The sequence below is a fragment of the Bradyrhizobium sp. SZCCHNR3119 genome (assembly GCF_032487775.1).
GTDB lineage: Bacteria > Pseudomonadota > Alphaproteobacteria > Rhizobiales > Xanthobacteraceae > Bradyrhizobium.
In genome coordinates, this window is record NZ_JAUEUV010000001.1 from 5660520 (window position 1) to 5676850 (window position 16331).

19 protein-coding genes are annotated in these 16331 nt (G+C 65.0%); 9 read left to right on the forward strand and 10 right to left on the reverse strand.

Going from position 1 to position 16331, the window contains the following annotated elements; genetic code table 11:
* The first annotated feature begins 189 nt into the window (after positions 1-189).
* The gene (locus QX034_RS26080; protein WP_316196003.1) at positions 190-957 is read left to right on the forward strand and encodes a class I SAM-dependent methyltransferase; all 768 of its coding nucleotides are present in this window, start codon (positions 190-192) and stop codon (positions 955-957) included.
* Positions 958-1250: 293 nt separating this feature from the next.
* A complete protein-coding gene (locus tag QX034_RS26085) occupies positions 1251-2207 on the forward strand; it encodes an IS110 family transposase (protein WP_315701447.1) in 957 nt (318 codons plus the stop codon).
* Between the two features lie 78 nt (positions 2208-2285).
* Here QX034_RS26085 and moaA read toward each other — a convergent pair whose 3' ends face one another.
* The 3 genes from moaA to gph all read right to left on the reverse strand — a co-directional run bounded on the left by moaA (position 2286) and on the right by gph (position 4741).
* On the reverse strand, positions 2286-3320 hold the full coding sequence (moaA, locus tag QX034_RS26090; RefSeq protein ID WP_315705212.1) for a GTP 3',8-cyclase MoaA: 1035 nt from the start codon (positions 3318-3320) through the stop codon (positions 2286-2288).
* Positions 3321-3462: 142 nt separating this feature from the next.
* Complete coding sequence (locus QX034_RS26095; RefSeq protein WP_315705473.1) at positions 3463-3903, reverse strand: hypothetical protein; 441 nt, start codon at positions 3901-3903, stop codon at positions 3463-3465.
* A gap of 151 nt (positions 3904-4054) precedes the next feature.
* Positions 4055-4741, reverse strand: coding sequence for a phosphoglycolate phosphatase (gene gph / locus QX034_RS26100; RefSeq protein WP_315705213.1), 687 nt, complete (start codon positions 4739-4741; stop codon positions 4055-4057).
* Positions 4742-4886: 145 nt separating this feature from the next.
* Here gph and rpiA point away from each other — a divergent pair, with 145 nt between their 5' ends.
* The 3 genes from rpiA to gor are packed head-to-tail and all read left to right on the forward strand — an operon-like array spanning position 4887 to position 7573.
* Entirely contained in the window at positions 4887-5585 is a 699-nt protein-coding gene (gene rpiA / locus QX034_RS26105; protein ID WP_315705474.1) for a ribose-5-phosphate isomerase RpiA, read from the forward strand.
* Positions 5586-5632: 47 nt separating this feature from the next.
* Complete coding sequence (locus tag QX034_RS26110; protein ID WP_315705214.1) at positions 5633-6160, forward strand: DUF2059 domain-containing protein; 528 nt, start codon at positions 5633-5635, stop codon at positions 6158-6160.
* A gap of 27 nt (positions 6161-6187) precedes the next feature.
* Positions 6188-7573: a glutathione-disulfide reductase gene (gene gor, locus QX034_RS26115; protein ID WP_315705215.1), complete on the forward strand. Its 1386-nt coding sequence runs from the start codon at positions 6188-6190 to the stop codon at positions 7571-7573.
* Positions 7574-7603: 30 nt separating this feature from the next.
* Here gor and QX034_RS26120 read toward each other — a convergent pair whose 3' ends face one another.
* The 5 genes from QX034_RS26120 to QX034_RS26140 all read right to left on the reverse strand — a co-directional run bounded on the left by QX034_RS26120 (position 7604) and on the right by QX034_RS26140 (position 9424).
* A complete protein-coding gene (locus QX034_RS26120; protein WP_315705216.1) occupies positions 7604-7936 on the reverse strand; it encodes a hypothetical protein in 333 nt (110 codons plus the stop codon).
* Positions 7937-7983: 47 nt separating this feature from the next.
* Positions 7984-8409, reverse strand: a complete 426-nt coding sequence (locus QX034_RS26125) for a DUF1801 domain-containing protein (RefSeq protein WP_315705217.1) — start codon at positions 8407-8409, stop codon at positions 7984-7986.
* 14 nt (positions 8410-8423) lie between these two features.
* Positions 8424-8621 (reverse strand): hypothetical protein, encoded by a 198-nt coding sequence (locus QX034_RS26130; protein ID WP_315705475.1) that lies wholly within the window; start codon positions 8619-8621, stop codon positions 8424-8426.
* Between the two features lie 72 nt (positions 8622-8693).
* Positions 8694-9104, reverse strand: a complete 411-nt coding sequence (locus tag QX034_RS26135) for an SRPBCC domain-containing protein (protein ID WP_315705218.1) — start codon at positions 9102-9104, stop codon at positions 8694-8696.
* Positions 9101-9424, reverse strand: coding sequence for a metalloregulator ArsR/SmtB family transcription factor (locus QX034_RS26140; RefSeq protein ID WP_315705219.1), 324 nt, complete (start codon positions 9422-9424; stop codon positions 9101-9103). Before QX034_RS26140 ends, QX034_RS26135 begins: the two co-directional genes overlap by 4 nt.
* A 159-nt stretch (positions 9425-9583) precedes the next feature.
* Here QX034_RS26140 and QX034_RS26145 point away from each other — a divergent pair, with 159 nt between their 5' ends.
* The 4 genes from QX034_RS26145 (at position 9584) to QX034_RS26160 (ending at position 14130) form a co-directional block, all read left to right on the forward strand.
* A complete protein-coding gene (locus QX034_RS26145) occupies positions 9584-10351 on the forward strand; it encodes a DUF4336 domain-containing protein (protein WP_315705220.1) in 768 nt (255 codons plus the stop codon).
* Positions 10352-10616: 265 nt separating this feature from the next.
* Positions 10617-12005: a class II 3-deoxy-7-phosphoheptulonate synthase gene (locus QX034_RS26150; RefSeq protein ID WP_315705221.1), complete on the forward strand. Its 1389-nt coding sequence runs from the start codon at positions 10617-10619 to the stop codon at positions 12003-12005.
* Position 12006: 1 nt separating this feature from the next.
* Positions 12007-12360: a diacylglycerol kinase gene (locus QX034_RS26155; protein ID WP_315705222.1), complete on the forward strand. Its 354-nt coding sequence runs from the start codon at positions 12007-12009 to the stop codon at positions 12358-12360.
* Between the two features lie 12 nt (positions 12361-12372).
* Positions 12373-14130: an NAD+ synthase gene (locus QX034_RS26160; RefSeq protein ID WP_315705223.1), complete on the forward strand. Its 1758-nt coding sequence runs from the start codon at positions 12373-12375 to the stop codon at positions 14128-14130.
* 262 nt (positions 14131-14392) lie between these two features.
* Here QX034_RS26160 and QX034_RS26165 read toward each other — a convergent pair whose 3' ends face one another.
* Complete coding sequence (locus tag QX034_RS26165; protein WP_315705224.1) at positions 14393-15577, reverse strand: DUF2865 domain-containing protein; 1185 nt, start codon at positions 15575-15577, stop codon at positions 14393-14395.
* A 150-nt stretch (positions 15578-15727) separates the two neighbouring features.
* Positions 15728-16033 (reverse strand): hypothetical protein, encoded by a 306-nt coding sequence (locus QX034_RS26170; protein WP_315705225.1) that lies wholly within the window; start codon positions 16031-16033, stop codon positions 15728-15730.
* Between the last annotated feature and the right edge of the window lie 298 nt (positions 16034-16331).

Consider the following 16331-nt stretch of genomic DNA (forward strand, 5'->3'; position numbering starts at 1 on the left):
CCCTGACGGGCTGCCCCGGAATGACGGCACGTGTGACGCAGTAGGGTGAGAGCCATCTTCGGACGCCCGAGCGGCCCATGGCCTGCATGCCTGCTCTCGCACCGGTCGTCGTTGCGGTTCTTGGTCCGGACGGTAGTGTGCCGGCCGTGTGCGCATCGCGGCGCACGTTGCGGCAGTGCAGGAGGTCCGATGGCTGTTCATGAAGCGGCACGACAGGGATTTTCCAAGGAATCGGCGAACTACGAGCGCGGCCGGCCGGAGTATCCGGGCGGGCTGCTCGGCTGGCTGAGCGACAGCCTGGGGGCCAAGCCCCGCGCGCAGGTGGTCGATCTCGGCGCCGGCACCGGCAAGTTCACCCGCCTGCTGGCGCGCACCGGTGCCGACGTGGTCGCGGTCGAGCCGGTCGATGCCATGCGCGAGCGGCTGGCGCTCTCCAGTCCTGACGTCCGAGCCCTGGCCGGCACAGCGGAGAGCATGCCGCTCGACGACCAGTCGCTCGATGCCGTGGCCTGCGCCCAGGCCTTTCATTGGTTCGCGAACGGCCGCGCCTTGCAGGAGATCCACCGCGTGCTGCGTCCGGGCGGGAGGCTTGGCCTGGTCTGGAACGTGCGCGAGGAGTCCGTCGATTGGGTCGCAGCCATCACCGCCATCATCACGCCGTATGAGGGCGATGCCCCGCGCCACTACACCGGCCGCTGGCGCGAGCCGTTCGACCAGCAGGATCTCTTCAGCCCGCTTCGGTGCAGCGTGTTCGCCAACAGCCATGTCGGCACGTTCGATCAGGTCGTGATCGATCGCACCATGTCGGTGAGCTTCATCGCGGCGCTGCCGGACGACGAGAAGCGCGCGGTCGAGGCGCGGCTGCGGGGGCTGCGCGATCTCTTCCCGGCGCTGCGCGAGGAAGAGATCAGCTTTCCCTATCGCGCCGAGGCGTGGCTGTGCGAGCGCATAAATTAGTTGGAATTCGTTGGACGGGTTGAGCGTCGCGAAGCCAATCACACATCGATGGTCGAGCTGATGGGTATCTCCGCGCTCACCCCATCCGACTACTGAATTCCGATGATCACGAAGAATGGATTCCTGTATCTGACCGGGTGTCACTGTCATAGTGGCGGCGGGTAGAGACAGCTCGTTGGATTCCCGGTTGCCTCGGCGACCGTAACCCGGCTTGGGCGTCTCCGCTTGCCTTGTCTGATCGAACAGTCGCATGAGCGCCGATTTCCGGTAGCTCGCATACAGGTCTGATCCCCATGACAGCTCAGTCTCTTGCGCTCGCGGCCGGCATCGATGTCGGTCAGCGCTTTCTTGATGTCGGCCTTGCTCCCTCGGGCAAGACTTTCCGGGTTGCCAACGCTGCCGAAGGCGTCGCCGCCGTGGTCGAGCGGTTGACCCAGGCCGGCGTCGGCCGTGTCGTGCTGGAGGCGATCGGCCCCTATGCCCGGCAACTCGTCAGCGCTCTCGGCGCGGCCGGGTTCGAGGTCGGTCTCGTCAATCCGCGCCGCATCAAGGCATTCCGTGAGTTTGAAGGGCGCCGTGCCAAGACCGACAGGCTGGACGCGCGGCTGATTGCGCGCTTCGCTCTCGCCATGACCGACGCCATTCGCCCATTGCCATCCGCCGAGCAGCTGACGCTCAAGGCCCTCACCACACGTCGTCGCCAGCTCACGGAAATGATCGCCATGGAGAAGACACGGCTGAAACAAACCGCCGAGCCACTCCTATTGGACAATCACCGTGCCACCATCTCTGTTCTGACGACCCAGTGCCGCCAGATCGAGACCGAACTCGACCGCCGGATCGCCGCCGATCCGCAGCTTGCCTGCAGCTTCGAGATCCTCACCTCGATCCCCGGGATCGGCGAGCGCGTGGCCACTGTGCTGATCACCGAACTGCCTGAGATTGGCCGCGTCGATCGCAAGGCTGTCGCCAGCCTGGCCGGCCTCGCGCCGCATGTCAGCCAGTCCGGCAATGCGCCGCCCCGTGCCGCCATCTCGGGCGGCCGCCCTTGCGTGCGCACGGCGCTCTACATGGCCGCCCTCGTCGCCAGCCGTCACAATCCCCGAATGAAAGCCGCCTACCAAGCCCTGCGAGAACAGGGCAAGCCCGCCAAGCTCGCCCTCATTGCCATCGCCCGAAAGCTGTTGGTCACCGCAAACACCATGGTCAAAAACAACACCCGATATACCCAGCAATCGCTTGACAGCTAAGACAGTCGCCGGGCTCGCCGCTTATGCGGCGCCGCGGAATGACGACGGAGAGAGCGGGGCCGCTTTTGATCATACGGGCTAGCCGCCCGTCACGCTCATGTGGCGGCTGACGCTGGGGCGGTTGTGGCGGCGGTCGATGATGAAGTCGTGACCCTTGGGCTTCAGCCCGATCGCAACGTCGATCGCTTCGCTCAGGAGTTCGTCGCTTGCGGAGGCCCGCAATGGCTTGCGCAGGTCGGAGGCGTCCTCATGGCCGAGGCAGGTGTGCAGCGTGCCGGTGCAGGTGATGCGGACGCGGTTGCAGGCCTCGCAGAAATTATGCGTCATCGGGGTGATGAAGCCGAGCACTCCGCCGGTCTCGGCGACCTCTGCATAGCGCGCGGGTCCGCCGGTGGTGGTGTCGAGATCGGTCAGGGTGAACTGCTGGGCAAGCCGTGAGCGCACCAGCGAGAGCGGCAGATATTGATCGATGCGGCCGGCACCGATCTCGCCCATCGGCATCACCTCGATCAGCGTCAGCGCCATGCCCTTGCCATGGGCCCATTCGATCAGCGCCGGGATCTCGTCCTCGTTCATGTTCTTCAGCGCGACCGCGTTGATCTTCACCCGAAGCCCTGCGGCACGCGCGGCCTCGATGCCGGCGAGCACGCGGTCGAGATCGCCCCAGCGGGTGATGGTGCGGAATTTCTGCGGGTCCAGCGTATCGAGCGAGACGTTGATGCGACGCACGCCGCAATCGGCGAGCTCGGCGGCATATTTGGCGAGCTGGGTCGCATTGGTGGTCATCGTCAGCTCATCGAGCGCGCCGCTCTTCAGATGCCGCGACAGCGAACGCACCAGCCCCATCACGTTGCGCCGCACCAAGGGCTCGCCGCCGGTGAGCCGCAGCTTGCGCACACCCTTGTGGATGAAGGCCGAGCACAGCCGGTCGAGCTCCTCCAATGTCAGAAGATCGGCCTTGGGCAGGAATGTCATGTCTTCCGACATGCAATAGAAGCAGCGCAGGTCGCAGCGATCGGTGACGGACACGCGCAAATAGCTGATGGTCCGCCCGAACGGGTCGGTCATGGGGCGCGTCAGCGCGTTGGTATCGGTCAGCGAAGCAACGGTCATGGGGGGCCTTGCGGTGGCAACATTGCCACGGGGCAGCCGTGCGAGCGACGGCAAAACGAGATCGTCACCCAATCTAGTCACGATCGCGCCGTGTCACAATCGGTGACGCAAGCCGTTGTTCGGAGGACCGGCCGCGGCCGGATCAGCGTTGCGCTGCAGCAGGCGCAGCGGCATTGGCCGGGGCAGCCGCTGCCGGCTTCTTTATCCGCTTCGGCCGCATCCGCTTCGCCTTCGGGGCAGGCGCTGCCGGCTGCAGCTCCGCAGTGACCGGGTTGGGATCCAGGACCACCGGAGGCGAGGTGTTGAAGGCGCCGCTGTTGCGGATCACCTGGACCTGCACGGTCTCGGGCTGGAATTTGTCGAGGTTGAAGGTGACGGAGAAGCCGGAATCCGGCGCCGCGACCTGCACCGAGCAGGGCGTCTTGCAGCTCGGTCCGAGCGACGTCTTGGCCTCGGCGCCGGGCGGGGTCGATTCGAGCTGCACCGGGACTTCGGGCGGCGCCGATTTCAACATATCCATGGAAAACGAGGAGCAGCCGGCAAGGCTGAATCCCGCACATGCAATCGCGATCGCCCGCCGCATCATCTGTCCGCCCGGTCTACCTGCGGCCAACCGCCGCAATCCCCGGCGCGACCATAGGAGTGTCCGCACTGTGGCGCAACAGCCTCAATCCCATTATGAACAGATGGTTAAAGGTGGAATCTTTGGCGGTTTATAGAGTATATTCAGCTGATTAGGTGCCATTCTGAACCGGTCGTAGCGCCTCCACCGCGGCCGGCAGGTCCCTCATGTGATCGATCAGCTGGTCCGGATTGAGCTCGGCGATCGGTACGTCGGTATAGCCGAAGGTGCAGCCGATGACGGGCACGCCAGCGCGCCGCGCGGCGCCGACATCGGTTCCCGCATCCCCCACCATGACCGCCGCGCCGATGTCGCCGCCGGCACGCGCAATGGTCTGGCGCAGGATCGCCGGATCGGGCTTGGCGACGCCAAAGGTGTCGGCACCGCAGATCGCCGCGAACCGGGACGACAGTCCGAGCTGGTCAAGCAGCCGCTTGGAGAGCCATTCCAGCTTGTTGGTGCACACCGCGAATTGGCAACCGCGTTCGGCGAGCGCGTCGAGCGCCATTTCCAGCCCCTCGAAAGGGCGGGAGGCCACCGCGATATTCTCGCCATAATAGTCGATGAAGTCGGCGGTGAGGCGGTTCATCTCCTCAGGCCCGACGATCCGGCCCTCGGCCTCCAACCCGCGCTCGAGCAGCTTGCGTGCGCCGGCGCCGATCATGTTGCGCGCCGAGGCCAAGGGCAGCGCCGGCAGGCCTTCGCGCTCCAGCACGTAATTGAGCGCGCTGATCAGGTCCGGTGCGGTATCGACGAGCGTGCCGTCGAGATCGAAGACGATGGTGCGAGCATGTGCCATGGCCGATCCGCTACCGGTCGGACCGTCCGTGCGCAAGGGGCGGGCGGCGGATTTTTGTCCGGCTTCGGGTCGGTCAAGCGCTATCGCCCGCGGCAAAAGATCGCTAGATATGCGCCCGATTTTGGCGAAGGGTGGGATCTCGCGGGTGGATATCGACGGCTTGAAACGACAGGCGGCGGCGCGCGCGCTGGATCATGTGCGCGACGGCATGAAGCTCGGGCTCGGCACCGGCTCGACTGCCAAGCATTTCGTCGAATTGTTGGGCGAGAAGGTGCGCGCCGGGCTGAAGGTCGTCGGCGTACCGACCTCCGAGACCACGCGCGCGCAGGCCGCGGCTGCGGGCGTGCCGCTGACCACGCTGGACGAGATCGACCGGCTCGACCTCACCGTCGATGGCGCCGATGAGATCAATCCGTCGCTCGACCTGATCAAGGGCGGGGGCGGGGCGCTATTGCGCGAGAAGATCGTCGCATCTGCGTCGGATCGCATGATCGTGATCGCCGACGAGAGCAAGTGGGTCGATTGTCTCGGCCTATACCCGCTTCCCGTCGAGGTGATTCCCTTCGGGCTGGCGGCCACGCAGCGCGCGATGGCCGATGCCTTCGTAAGGAGTGGCGTGTCGGGCCAGATGGTGCTGCGCAAGGCCAGCGATGGCCACGTTTTCGTCACCGATGGCGGCCACTGGATTGTCGATGTCCGCCTGGGCGAAATCCAGGATGCGCCGCGTCTGGCGGGCTTTTTGAGCGCAATACCGGGTGTGGTCGAGCACGGGCTGTTCATCGGTCTGGCCAGCACGGCGATCCTGGCTGGCGCGCAAGGAATTCGCGTTATCGAGCGGCCCTAGTGCAAGTTGAACCTGCACTGGGGCCGCAATCTCACAGGAGACGAGGAATGAAGAGCGTTTTCGGAATCTTGCCGGCGGCCGGCTTTGTTCTGGCCATGGCCTTGACGGGCCCAGCCGCCGCGCAGCAGCAGGGGCAACCGCCGGCGCTCAAGCCGGCTTCGCCCGCCTGCATGGCGTCGGCGCGCGAGATTCTGGCGATGAAGAATGCGTCCGCCATGTACGCCAACGCGGTTCCCGGCATCGTGCAGCGCGCCAAGCAGACCCTGATCCAGTCCAACCTGAACTATCAGAAGGACCTGGACGAAGTTGCCGTGGTGGTGGCGCAGGCCTTCGCCGGCAAGGAGAAGGAGATCGGCGAGCAGATGGCGCAGATCTACTGCAACGAGTTCTCCGACCAGGAGATGAAGGATCTCGTCACCTTCTACAAATCGCCGCTCGGCCAGAAGCTGCTTGCGAACGAGCCCAAGGCTATCCAATTGAGCATGATGGCGATGAACCAGTGGGCGGCCACTTTCGAGGATACGGTCACCGCGCAATTCCGCGCCGAGATGAAGAAGCGCGGCAAGCAGATCTGATCGCTGCGCGAACAGGTCGAGGGCGAGATGGCTGAATTTGACGTCGACCTGTTCGTGATCGGCGGCGGGTCGGGTGGCGTACGCGCCGCCCGCATCGCCGCCGGCTATGGCGCGCGGGTGATGGTCGCCGAAGAATACCGAATGGGCGGCACCTGCGTGATCCGCGGCTGCGTGCCGAAGAAGCTGTTCGTGATCGGCTCCCATGTCCGCCAGGAGATTGCGGATGCGGCCGGCTTCGGCTGGACCATTCCGGAAGCGACCTTCGACTGGAAGACGCTGATCGCCAACAAGGACAAGGAGATCGCGCGGCTCGAGGCGGCCTACACCGCCAATGTCGAGAAGTCGGGCGCCCGCATCGTCAAGACCCGCGCGGTGCTGGAAGACGCTCACACGGTCCGCCTGACGACCGGTGAGAAGGTCCGCGCCAAATATATCCTGATCGCGACCGGCGGCGCGCCCAATCACGGCGCGGAGATCCCCGGCATCGAGCACGTCGTCTCCTCCAACGAGGCGTTCCATTTCGACGAGCTGCCGCGCCGGATCGTCATTCAGGGCGGCGGCTATATCGCGCTGGAATTCGCCTGCATCTTCGCCAATTTCGGCTCCGACGTGACCGTCGTCTATCGCGGCGACAACATCCTGCGCGGTTTCGATGAGGACGTCCGCAAGCATGTCCGCGCCGAGATGGAGAAGGAAGGCATCACCATCCTGACCGGCTGCACGGTCACCAAGGTCGAGAAGCACGGCGCTGATTACACCACCCATCTGTCGAGCGGATCGAGCATCGCCTCCGACAAGGTGATGTTCGCGATCGGCCGCCATCCGAACGTCGCCAATCTCGGCCTGGAGAAGGCCGGGGTCGCCATCAATCCGGTGAACGGCGGCATCGCGGTGGATCATTTCTCGAAGAGCTCGGTGCCGAGCATCTATGCGATCGGCGACGTCACCCATCGCTTCAACCTGACGCCGGTCGCGATCCGCGAAGGCCACGCTTTTGCCGACACCGTCTTCGGCAACAAGACGGTGCGGGTCGACCACGACAACATTCCGACCGCGGTGTTCTGCCAGCCCGAGGTCGGCACCGTCGGCCTGACCGAAACCCAGGCGCGCGAGCTCTACGACCGCGTCGACATCTACAAGACCAATTTCCGGCCGATCAAGGCGACACTCTCCGGCCGCGACACCCGCGTGCTGATGAAGCTCGTCGTCGACGGGGCGACCGATCGCGTGCTCGGCTGCCACATCGTCGGCGACATGGCCGCCGAGCTCACCCAGGCGATCGCGATCGCGGTGAAGATGAAGGCGACCAAGGCCGATTTCGACGCCACCATCGCGCTGCATCCGACCGCCGCCGAAGAGCTGGTGACGATGCGCACAGTGACCGAGCGGCATGTGAGGCAGGCGGCGGAGTAGGGCTCGCCTCTGCATCGGGCCAAGCGAGAACTACCGACTTCGCGGGTCGGTACCCATTATCTCAATGATCGTCCCGATACCTACCAGCTTTGAGCCTTCCTGGATGCGCCACTCACGCCCGGGATAGATCTGACTGTCGAGACCCGGCCAGTTCAGAAACTTGACGAGCAGGTCGATGCTTTCGCCTGGATGCAGGTCCATACCTTCGGGCAGGTCGATGACTCCGACGGTCATATCGCGATTGTCCGCGCCGGAGAAATTGTGGTTCGGGCGGTAGCTGCCGCGTACAGGTTGGGTCCGGCCGCTCTCCGCACTTGGCAGCAACCGAATTTTAGCTCTCACTTCAATGAGGTCGAGGGACATTGGATGCATCGTGTTGAGGCTGCAGTCTGCCGGACTGTCGCGTAGGCTCAGCGCTTGGTCTTCGACGTGTTCAGCTTCACCGCGGCGCGGATGAGGGCTTTGAACGCTTTTTCATCGATCTTGTCGCCTTCACGAACATCGATCGCACGCCTGACGTTGCCGTCGAGGCTTGCATTGAACAGGCCTGACGGATCGTCCAGCGCGGCGCCCTTGGCGAAGGTCAGCTTCACCACCGACTTGTAGGTCTCGCCGGTGCAGATGATCCCGCCATGCGACCATACGGGAACGCCGCGCCACTTCCATTCCTCGACGACATCTGGATCGGCTTCTTTGATCAGGGCTCGGATCCGCGCCAGCCTCTCGCCGCGCCAGTCGTCGAGCTCTGCGATGCGCGCGTCGATCATCCGGGCAGGGGAGTCGTCGGTGGTTGCCTTTGCGGCTTTCTTGGCGGCCTTGGATGGTGTGCCCGTCATCGCTCGTGCTCCCATCAGCCGATGCGTCCCGCGCGCCGCGCTGTCGTGTATGGCGAGGCAAAGAGGTAAAGGCCGGTCAGCAGCAGCAGGACCAGCGGGATCAATGCCAGGAGGCCGATCCACACTGCTGCCTGCCCCTGCATCTGAGCAATGATGTTGATGATGACGGCAACGACGAAGGCGATCGAGATCCAGCGGTGGCCCTGCCTCATCCAACGGCTCCAGCTGAACTCGAGCTTCTCCTCGTAACCGATTGCAGTCAGTGGGCGATCGTTTGTGGCCACTCAGTCCTCCCGCGCCAGCACTTGCTCCAGATTGTCGAAGAACTTCGGCCAGCCATGGCGGGCGCCGTGATAGGCCTGCCGCTGATCGGACCGGAAGCCCGTTTGCTCTATGCGCAGACGAGTGCCCGCAGGCGTCGGCGTGAGCGTCCAGGTGACGACGCTATCGAGGCCAAGCGCCGCCCAGGTGTAGGACAGCGTCCTGTTCGGCTCGATGGTCGTCACCTGGCAAGCGACGGCGCCCCAGTCCGCACTCAGCGTGAAGCGATGGTTCGCGACCGGCTGGAAGTCGTTCTTCATCAGCCACTCCGCGATCAGATGCGGCTGGGTGAGCGCGCGCCAGATCTTTTCGGGCGGATGCTGAAAATCCCGTTCGACGATAACGGTGCGTGTATCGGTCGCGGTATCGGTCATTGGTCCATCCTCCTGAGTAGATTTTCGAGGTCGTCGAACCGGCTCTCCCAGAAGCCGGTCATCCGCTGGGTCCAGTCGATCAGCGGCCTCAACGCGCGGAGCTGCGCGCTGTAATGCGTCTGGCGGCCTTCGTGGCGATCGTTCACCAGTCCAGCCTGCTTCAGGATCGCGAGATGCTTGGAAACCGCGGGCTGCGAGACACCGGCCGAAGCGGTCAACGCCCCGACGGTCTGCTCGCCCTGGCGGCACAGGCGCTCGAAGATGGCGCGCCGGGTTGGATCGGCGAGCGTCCTGAACAGGAGGTCGGGGCTGTTCGACATCTGATCAATAACTCATTGATTATGGATTGATGTATAACCAGAGAGTTATGAGAACGTCAAGCGGGGAGACCTGACGGCATCCGCCTGGCACCATGCCTCGGAACCGCCGTCTGCGCCGGCGCTTGAGCCGGTGCAGCAGGGGGGGCAGGAGAGCTTGGGATGGCGCACAGCGCGTCGACGGAGACCTATCCGCCGCTGAACACCTTGAAGCCGATCGCCGACGGCATCTGGATCGTGGACGGTCCGACCATCCGGTTCGGACCTCCCGGGCTGAAACTTCCATTTCCGACCCGAATGACGGTGATCCGCCTGGTGTCAGGCGGATTGTTCGTGCATTCGCCGACGCCGCTCACGCCGGACTTGCGCGCACAGATCGAACGCGAAGGCCGGGTGCGCTTTCTCATCGGCCCCAACCGCATCCACTATTGGTGGCTTCCGGAATGGCACGCCGCCTTTCCCGACGCGCTGGTCTATCTGGCGCCGCGCATTCGCGAGCAGGCGGACAAGCAGACGGAGCGCCGGATCAGCTTTGCTAGCCTGCCGCTCTATCATGCCGATGGGTACCCGTGGGACGAGGAGATCGCCACGCTGCCGGTCGTCGGCAGCTACATGACCGAGGTCGAGTTCTTTCATCTCGCATCGCGCACGCTGATCCTGACCGACCTGATCGAGAATTTCGAGCCGGCCAAGGTCGGCCGCGGATGGATGACCTATCTGACCTGGATCGGCGGCGTGAAGCCGCCTTATGGTGGGTTGCCGCGCGACCTGGGTCTGACCTTCACGTGGCGGCACCGCGCGCAACTGCGCGCCGCGGTCGAGACCATGATCGCGTGGCATCCAGAGCGGATCGTCATCGCGCACGGCAAGTGGCACGAGACCAACGGTGCCGCGGTTCTCCGCAACGCGTTCGCTTGGCTGCTCAAATGAGCCGGCAGCGGCGGCACAGCGAGCGGTTCGTCGGGGGCCTTGCGCAGCACGAGGCGCAGTATCGCGTGCGCTCGTGAGGACGAAGATCGGCTGCAAGCTCAACTCCAGCTCCTCTCGCTAGGGAGCAGAATGGAATACGCCTTCTGTTGCAATGCTTTGCCCTGATCACCTAAATCCAAGTGGCAGTTCAGGGGCGGGCTGTGTATAAGGCGGCCTCCGCAAGTGACGGAAAACCTGCGGTTTTTGCTTGAAGGAGTGGAAGGCGATGTCCGAGCGGTGGACCCCGGAGAGCTGGCGTTCCAAGCCGGTCCAGCAAATGCCGGTCTATCCTGACAAAAAGGCCCTGGCCGAGGTCGAGGCGCAGCTCGCCACGTTCCCGCCGCTGGTGTTCGCCGGCGAGGCCCGTAATTTGAAGAAGGCGCTGGCGCGGGTGGCTGCCGGCGAGGCCTTCCTGCTGCAAGGCGGCGATTGCGCCGAGAGCTTTGCCGAGCACGGCGCCAACAACATCCGCGACTTCTTCCGCGTGCTGCTGCAGATGGCGGTCGTGTTGACCTATGCCGGCGCGGTGCCGGTCGTGAAGGTCGGGCGCATCGCCGGCCAGTTCGCAAAGCCGCGCTCCTCGCCGACCGAAAAGATGGGCGGCGTCGAGTTGCCGAGCTATCGCGGCGACATCGTCAACGACATCGCCTTCACGCGGCAGGCGCGTACCCCCGATCCGCAGCGCCAGCTCGACGCCTACCGGCAGTCGGCCGCGACTTTGAATCTGTTGCGCGCGTTCGCCACCGGCGGCTTCGCCAATCTCGGCAGCGTGCATCAATGGATGCTGGGATTCGTCGAGGATAGCCCGCAGTCCCGCCGCTACAAGGAGCTCGCGGATCGCATCTCGGAGGCGCTGAACTTCATGCGCGCCTGCGGCCTCGATCTGGAGAGCCATCCGGAGCTGCGCGCCACCGATTTCTACACCAGCCACGAGGCGCTGCTGCTCGGCTACGAGCAGGCCTTCACCCGGGTCGATTCCACCACCGGCGACTGGTACGCGACCTCGGGCCATTTCATCTGGATCGGCGACCGCACCCGCCAGCTCGACCACGCCCACATCGAGTATTTCCGTGGCATCAAGAACCCGATCGGGCTGAAATGCGGCCCGTCGCTGAAGCCGGATGAGCTGTTGAAGCTGTTCGACGTGCTCAACCCGGACAACGAGCCGGGGCGGCTGACCCTGATCAACCGTTTCGGCGCCGACAAGGTCGGCGACCACTTGCCGGGGCTGATCCGCGCCATCAAGCGCGAGGGGCGCAAGGTGGTGTGGTCGTGCGACCCGATGCATGGCAACACCATCACCTCGACCTCAGGCTACAAGACGCGGCCGTTCGACCGCATCGTGTCCGAGGTGAGGGCGTTCTTCGCGATCCATGCGGCGGAGGGGACCCATGCCGGCGGCATCCATCTGGAGATGACCGGCAAGGACGTCACTGAATGCATCGGCGGTGCCCGGGCCATCACCGACGAGGATCTCAACGACCGCTATCACACGGTGTGCGATCCGCGCCTCAATGCCGAACAGTCGATCGACATGGCGTTCCTGATCGCCGAATTGTTGAAGCAGCAGCGCGGCGGCAAGGCCGCGCCGATGCCGGCGGTTGCGGGATTGTAGCGTGCTGCGACTTTGGCGCGCGACGCTCAACTCGCGCAATGGGCTGATGTTCGCGGTCCGCTCCGAGCAGGCGGTGCGCGAGGAGGTTGTCGCGCTCCTGCTGGCGCTGCCGCTCGCTTACGTGATCGGCGCGACGCCGATGCGCTCGGTCGAGCTGTTCTGCACGGTCATGCTGGTGCTGGTGGTCGAGCTCTTGAACACCGCGATCGAAAAGCTTGCCGACCGCCTGACCACCGACCATGACCTGCAGATCGGTCGGGTCAAGGATCTCGGCTCGGCTGCGGTGGGCGTCGCGCTGTTGATGGCCGGCAGCTTTTGGCTGTTCGCGCTCGCCGAGCGGTTCGGCATTCTCTGAGGTGACGATCCCATGAGCGCACCGGCGGACAGTTTCAGGATCACGCTGGCGCAGCTCAATCCGACTGTCGGAGACATCGCGGGCAATGCTGCCAAGGCGCGCGCGGCGCGTGTGAAAGCTGCGGCTGATAGCAGCGACCTCATGGTGCTGCCGGAGCTGTTCATCGCGGGCTATCCGCCGGAGGATCTGGTGGCAAAGCCGGCATTCCCAGCGGCCTGTCGTGCAGCAATCGAGAACCTGGCACGGGAGACCGCCGATGGCGGTCCGGCGATGCTGATCGGCACGCCCTGGGTGGAGGAGGGCAGGCTCTACAATGCCTGCGCACTGCTCGCTGACGGGCGGATTGCCGCCCTGCGCTTCAAGGCGAACTTGCCGAATTACGGGGTGTTCGACGAGGCGAGGCTGTTCGCGCGAGGACCTGCGGCCGGTCCAGTCAGCGTGCGTGGCGTGCGCATCGGTGTGCCGATCTGCGAAGACATCTGGCTCGAGGAGTCGGAGGACTACGAAAACGTCGTCGAGACCCTGGCCGAGACCGGTGCCGAGATCGTCGTGGTCCCGAACGGCTCGCCTTATAGCCGCGACAAGAACGATCTGCGGCTCTCGGTCGCGGTGGCCCGCGTCACCGAGAGCAGCCTGCCGCTGGTCTATCTCAACCAGGTCGGCGGGCAGGACGAGTTGGTGTTCGACGGCGCCTCGTTCGTGCTGAACGCGGACCTATCGGTCGCGGCGCAACTGCCTGCCTTCGCTGAAAGCATCACGACCCTGACCTGGACCAGGGACGGGGACACCTGGCATTGCGCAGGACCGGTTGCCAGTCTGCCCGAAGGCGACGAGGCCGATTACGCTGCCTGCGTGCTTGGCCTGCGCGACTATGTCAGCAAGAACGGCTTTGCCGAGGTGCTGCTCGGCATCTCCGGCGGGATCGATTCCGCGCTCTGCGCCGTGATGGCCGTCGATGCGCTCGGTGCAGATCGCGTGCGCGGCGTGATGCTGCCCTATCGCTACACGGCGCAAATCTCGCAAGACGACGCCGCGGTGCTCGCGGCCAATCTCGGCATCGGCTACGAGGTGCTGCCGATCGCGGAGGCCGTCGAAGGCTTTGAAAAGATCCTGTCGGGTGCGTTCGCCGGTCTTTCGCCCGATGTCACCGAGGAGAACCTGCAGGCGCGCACCCGCGGCACCATCCTGATGGCGCTCTCGAACAAGCGAGGGGCGATGCTGGTGACGACCGGCAACAAGTCCGAGATGTCGGTCGGCTACGCCACGCTCTATGGCGACATGAATGGCGGCTTCAATCCGATCAAGGACATCACCAAGACCGCGGTGTTTCGCCTCGCCGCCTTGCGCAACGGCTGGAAGCCGGAGGGGGCGCTGGGGCCGGCAGGCGCGGTGATTCCCGAACGTATCATCACGCGGCCGCCGAGCGCGGAGCTGCGTGAGAACCAGACCGATCAGGACGCGCTGCCGCCTTACGATGTGCTGGATGCCATCCTTGAACGGCTGGTGGAGAAGGAGCAGCCGCTGGCCGAGATCGTCGCCGCCGGCTTCGATCGCGACACCGTGGTGCGGATCGACCAGTTGCTCGCGAGGGCCGAATACAAGCGCCGGCAGGCCGCGCCGGGTGTGAAGGTCTCGAGCCGCAATTTCGGTCGCGACCGCCGCTACCCCATCACCAACCGCTTTCGCGACACGGCGGAAGCGGCGCCGTCCGCGGATGAGGCGTTGGTCTCGCGCGGCGGCCGCGCCTCGATCGACGCGTTCGAAGGTTGAGCGATAACCGTTGCGGTTTGGCTCATTCGAATCCCTGGCGACAATTCAGTCGCATCTACTCTCTGCGGCAGGGCCATCGCACACAATTTGGCTGATAATCTCGCCCGCGCGGCCGTCCTTCGAGACGCTCGCCTCCGGCGAGCTCCTCAGGACGAGGGGGCATTTCGCCGTAAAATCGGAGACCCTCATGGTGAGGGCGCGGCGAAGCCGCGCGTCTCGAACCATGAGGCCCCCGAATATTTCGCTCCGGCGAAGCCGCCGCTCAGCGCGCCGGGATGAAGGTCGGGCCGACGGTACGGATCTGCTTGTTGTCCGCACCTGTTGCGGTGGTGTCGGGCGTTGCAGCGGGCGAGGTCACGGTGTCGGCCGGAGCAGGCACGGCGCCCTTCCTGGCCCCTGCCGGGTTGGGTTTGGTGGTCTGGCGCTGCTGCTGCATCCGTTTGGCGCTCTCTTCGGTGACGATGATGTCACCCTGCTGCTCGGCCGCAGCCTTGTCATCGATGGACTTCAGCGCGTCCGCCCAGGTCTGGCCCGGGGCCTTGCAGGAGCAGGTGGGATTGAACTCGGTGCGATATTTGAACGCGTTTTGCAGCGACGTATAGGGCTGGCCGTTGATCGACACCGCCTGGTTCATGTCCTCGCCCGGATTGCGATAGGTGAACAGCGTGGCGTCAGCGGCCGGGCATTGCGCCTTGCAGGCCCGCTCGTCATCGCCAAAGCGCCCCGGCACGGTGGCGAACGAGATTGGGAAATAGGCGCCGTCGCAGCTGCGCACGCAGACGGTGCGGTAGGTGCCGGTGGGCGCGGCGAGATCCGCGCTCGGCGGCGGCAGGGAGGCGGCGGGATTGGCGTTGATGTCGCCACCGCCGCCGAACAGGTTGGTCAGGAAGTTGCCGGGTCCGCTGCTGCCGCGGGCGGCATTGGCGTATTGCTGATACTGCGGGCCGCAATTGTTCTGGCCGAGCGCGACCAGCACGGAGCGGCGCTGATTGTCGCGATCCGAACCGCCGCCGAAACCGCCGCCGCGCAGGCGCTCGAGGCTGCCGGTGATCTGGTCGAGATTGGACCGCATCTGCTGGATCTGGGTGTTGACCGGGCTGCATTCGGCGGAACGGCCGTTGAACAGCGAGAAGAAGCCCGTGCTCTCGCAGCCCATCCGCTTGGCCTGCATGGTGACGCGGTCGAGCTCGGCCTGCTGCTTGGCGGCCGCCTCCTGGTAGCGGCGGATCTGCTCCTCCTTGCCGGGATCGCCTCCGCCGCGATCGATCGAGGCCAGCTGCGCTTCGAGCCGCGGGCAGATCGGATTCACCGCCGGCTGCGCGGGGGGCTGTCCCGGACTCTGCGGGTAGGGTTCGGGCGCGGACTGGGCGAGGGCGTCGGAGCCGATCAGAACCAATCCAAGCAGCGTGGCGCAGGCGAGCAGGCGCGAAGAAGAGGAAGCGATCAAGATGCGGTATTCCGGTCTATGGGTGCCGCGGGAGTAAGCACAGAACGCGGAAAAATCGCGGCGAGACCGGCTTCCCATAGCCGCTTTGTTCGGCAGCGTCACGCCGTTTCCGAGGCGCTGCCGTGGCGGGAACCGCTTGTTCCCTGCAGCTCAGCGCTGGCAGGTGATCGCGACATACTCGCCGCAGGCCCCACGGGGGCAGTTTGCAGCCGGTTTTGGCACCGATCCGGTGATCTCGTCCGGGTCGACCCGGCGATAGGAGGAGGCCTGTGCAAAATCACGTGATTGGCAATAGGAACGGGCCGCAGGCGCGCCGCATTTGTCGCCCTTCGCCAGGCACTGGTCGACGCCGTAGCCGTCGGCTTCGTTGGCGATGATGAAGATGCGGCTTTCCGCGTGGGCTATGGTTGCGGCAACGACGAGGACACAGGCGAGCGCAGTCGAGAGGAATCGCATGGTGCACCAAGCGTTGGGAGAATGCCCGCAACTGTAGATCGAAGGGGTTAACAATGATTAACCAGGCGGCGGGGCGCGAGCATTTGGGCGGCGAAGGTGGCCGATTTGCGGCCCTTGACGGCAACACCCGCGTAGCCCATGGTGATTTCCATGAACGGCCTCCTCGCCATTTGCTGCATTTGCCGCGAGATTACGCGCTAGCGATTCGCTGGCTGAGGCTGTCTATTCTCAACAGAGATGATCAGGACGCCCGGCCGGTAGGTCGGGCTTTTGTTGTTTTGCGCCATGCGCGGTCGCA

Coding starts and splice junctions, on each gene's coding strand:
- QX034_RS26130 (WP_315705475.1), bottom strand. CDS start 8,621: ATGAGGCAGGGCCACCGCTGGATCTCGATCGCCTTCGTCGTTGCCGTC.
- QX034_RS26150 (WP_315705221.1), top strand. CDS start 10,617: ATGTCCGAGCGGTGGACCCCGGAGAGCTGGCGTTCCAAGCCGGTCCAG.
- QX034_RS26095 (WP_315705473.1), bottom strand. CDS start 3,903: ATGCGGCGGGCGATCGCGATTGCATGTGCGGGATTCAGCCTTGCCGGC.
- gor (WP_315705215.1), top strand. CDS start 6,188: ATGGCTGAATTTGACGTCGACCTGTTCGTGATCGGCGGCGGGTCGGGT.
- QX034_RS26085 (WP_315701447.1), top strand. CDS start 1,251: ATGACAGCTCAGTCTCTTGCGCTCGCGGCCGGCATCGATGTCGGTCAG.
- QX034_RS26160 (WP_315705223.1), top strand. CDS start 12,373: ATGAGCGCACCGGCGGACAGTTTCAGGATCACGCTGGCGCAGCTCAAT.
- QX034_RS26170 (WP_315705225.1), bottom strand. CDS start 16,033: ATGCGATTCCTCTCGACTGCGCTCGCCTGTGTCCTCGTCGTTGCCGCA.
- QX034_RS26135 (WP_315705218.1), bottom strand. CDS start 9,104: ATGACCGATACCGCGACCGATACACGCACCGTTATCGTCGAACGGGAT.
- QX034_RS26140 (WP_315705219.1), bottom strand. CDS start 9,424: ATGTCGAACAGCCCCGACCTCCTGTTCAGGACGCTCGCCGATCCAACC.
- QX034_RS26125 (WP_315705217.1), bottom strand. CDS start 8,409: ATGACGGGCACACCATCCAAGGCCGCCAAGAAAGCCGCAAAGGCAACC.
- gph (WP_315705213.1), bottom strand. CDS start 4,741: ATGGCACATGCTCGCACCATCGTCTTCGATCTCGACGGCACGCTCGTC.
- QX034_RS26110 (WP_315705214.1), top strand. CDS start 5,633: ATGAAGAGCGTTTTCGGAATCTTGCCGGCGGCCGGCTTTGTTCTGGCC.
- QX034_RS26120 (WP_315705216.1), bottom strand. CDS start 7,936: ATGTCCCTCGACCTCATTGAAGTGAGAGCTAAAATTCGGTTGCTGCCA.
- QX034_RS26145 (WP_315705220.1), top strand. CDS start 9,584: ATGGCGCACAGCGCGTCGACGGAGACCTATCCGCCGCTGAACACCTTG.
- QX034_RS26080 (WP_316196003.1), top strand. CDS start 190: ATGGCTGTTCATGAAGCGGCACGACAGGGATTTTCCAAGGAATCGGCG.
- moaA (WP_315705212.1), bottom strand. CDS start 3,320: ATGACCGTTGCTTCGCTGACCGATACCAACGCGCTGACGCGCCCCATG.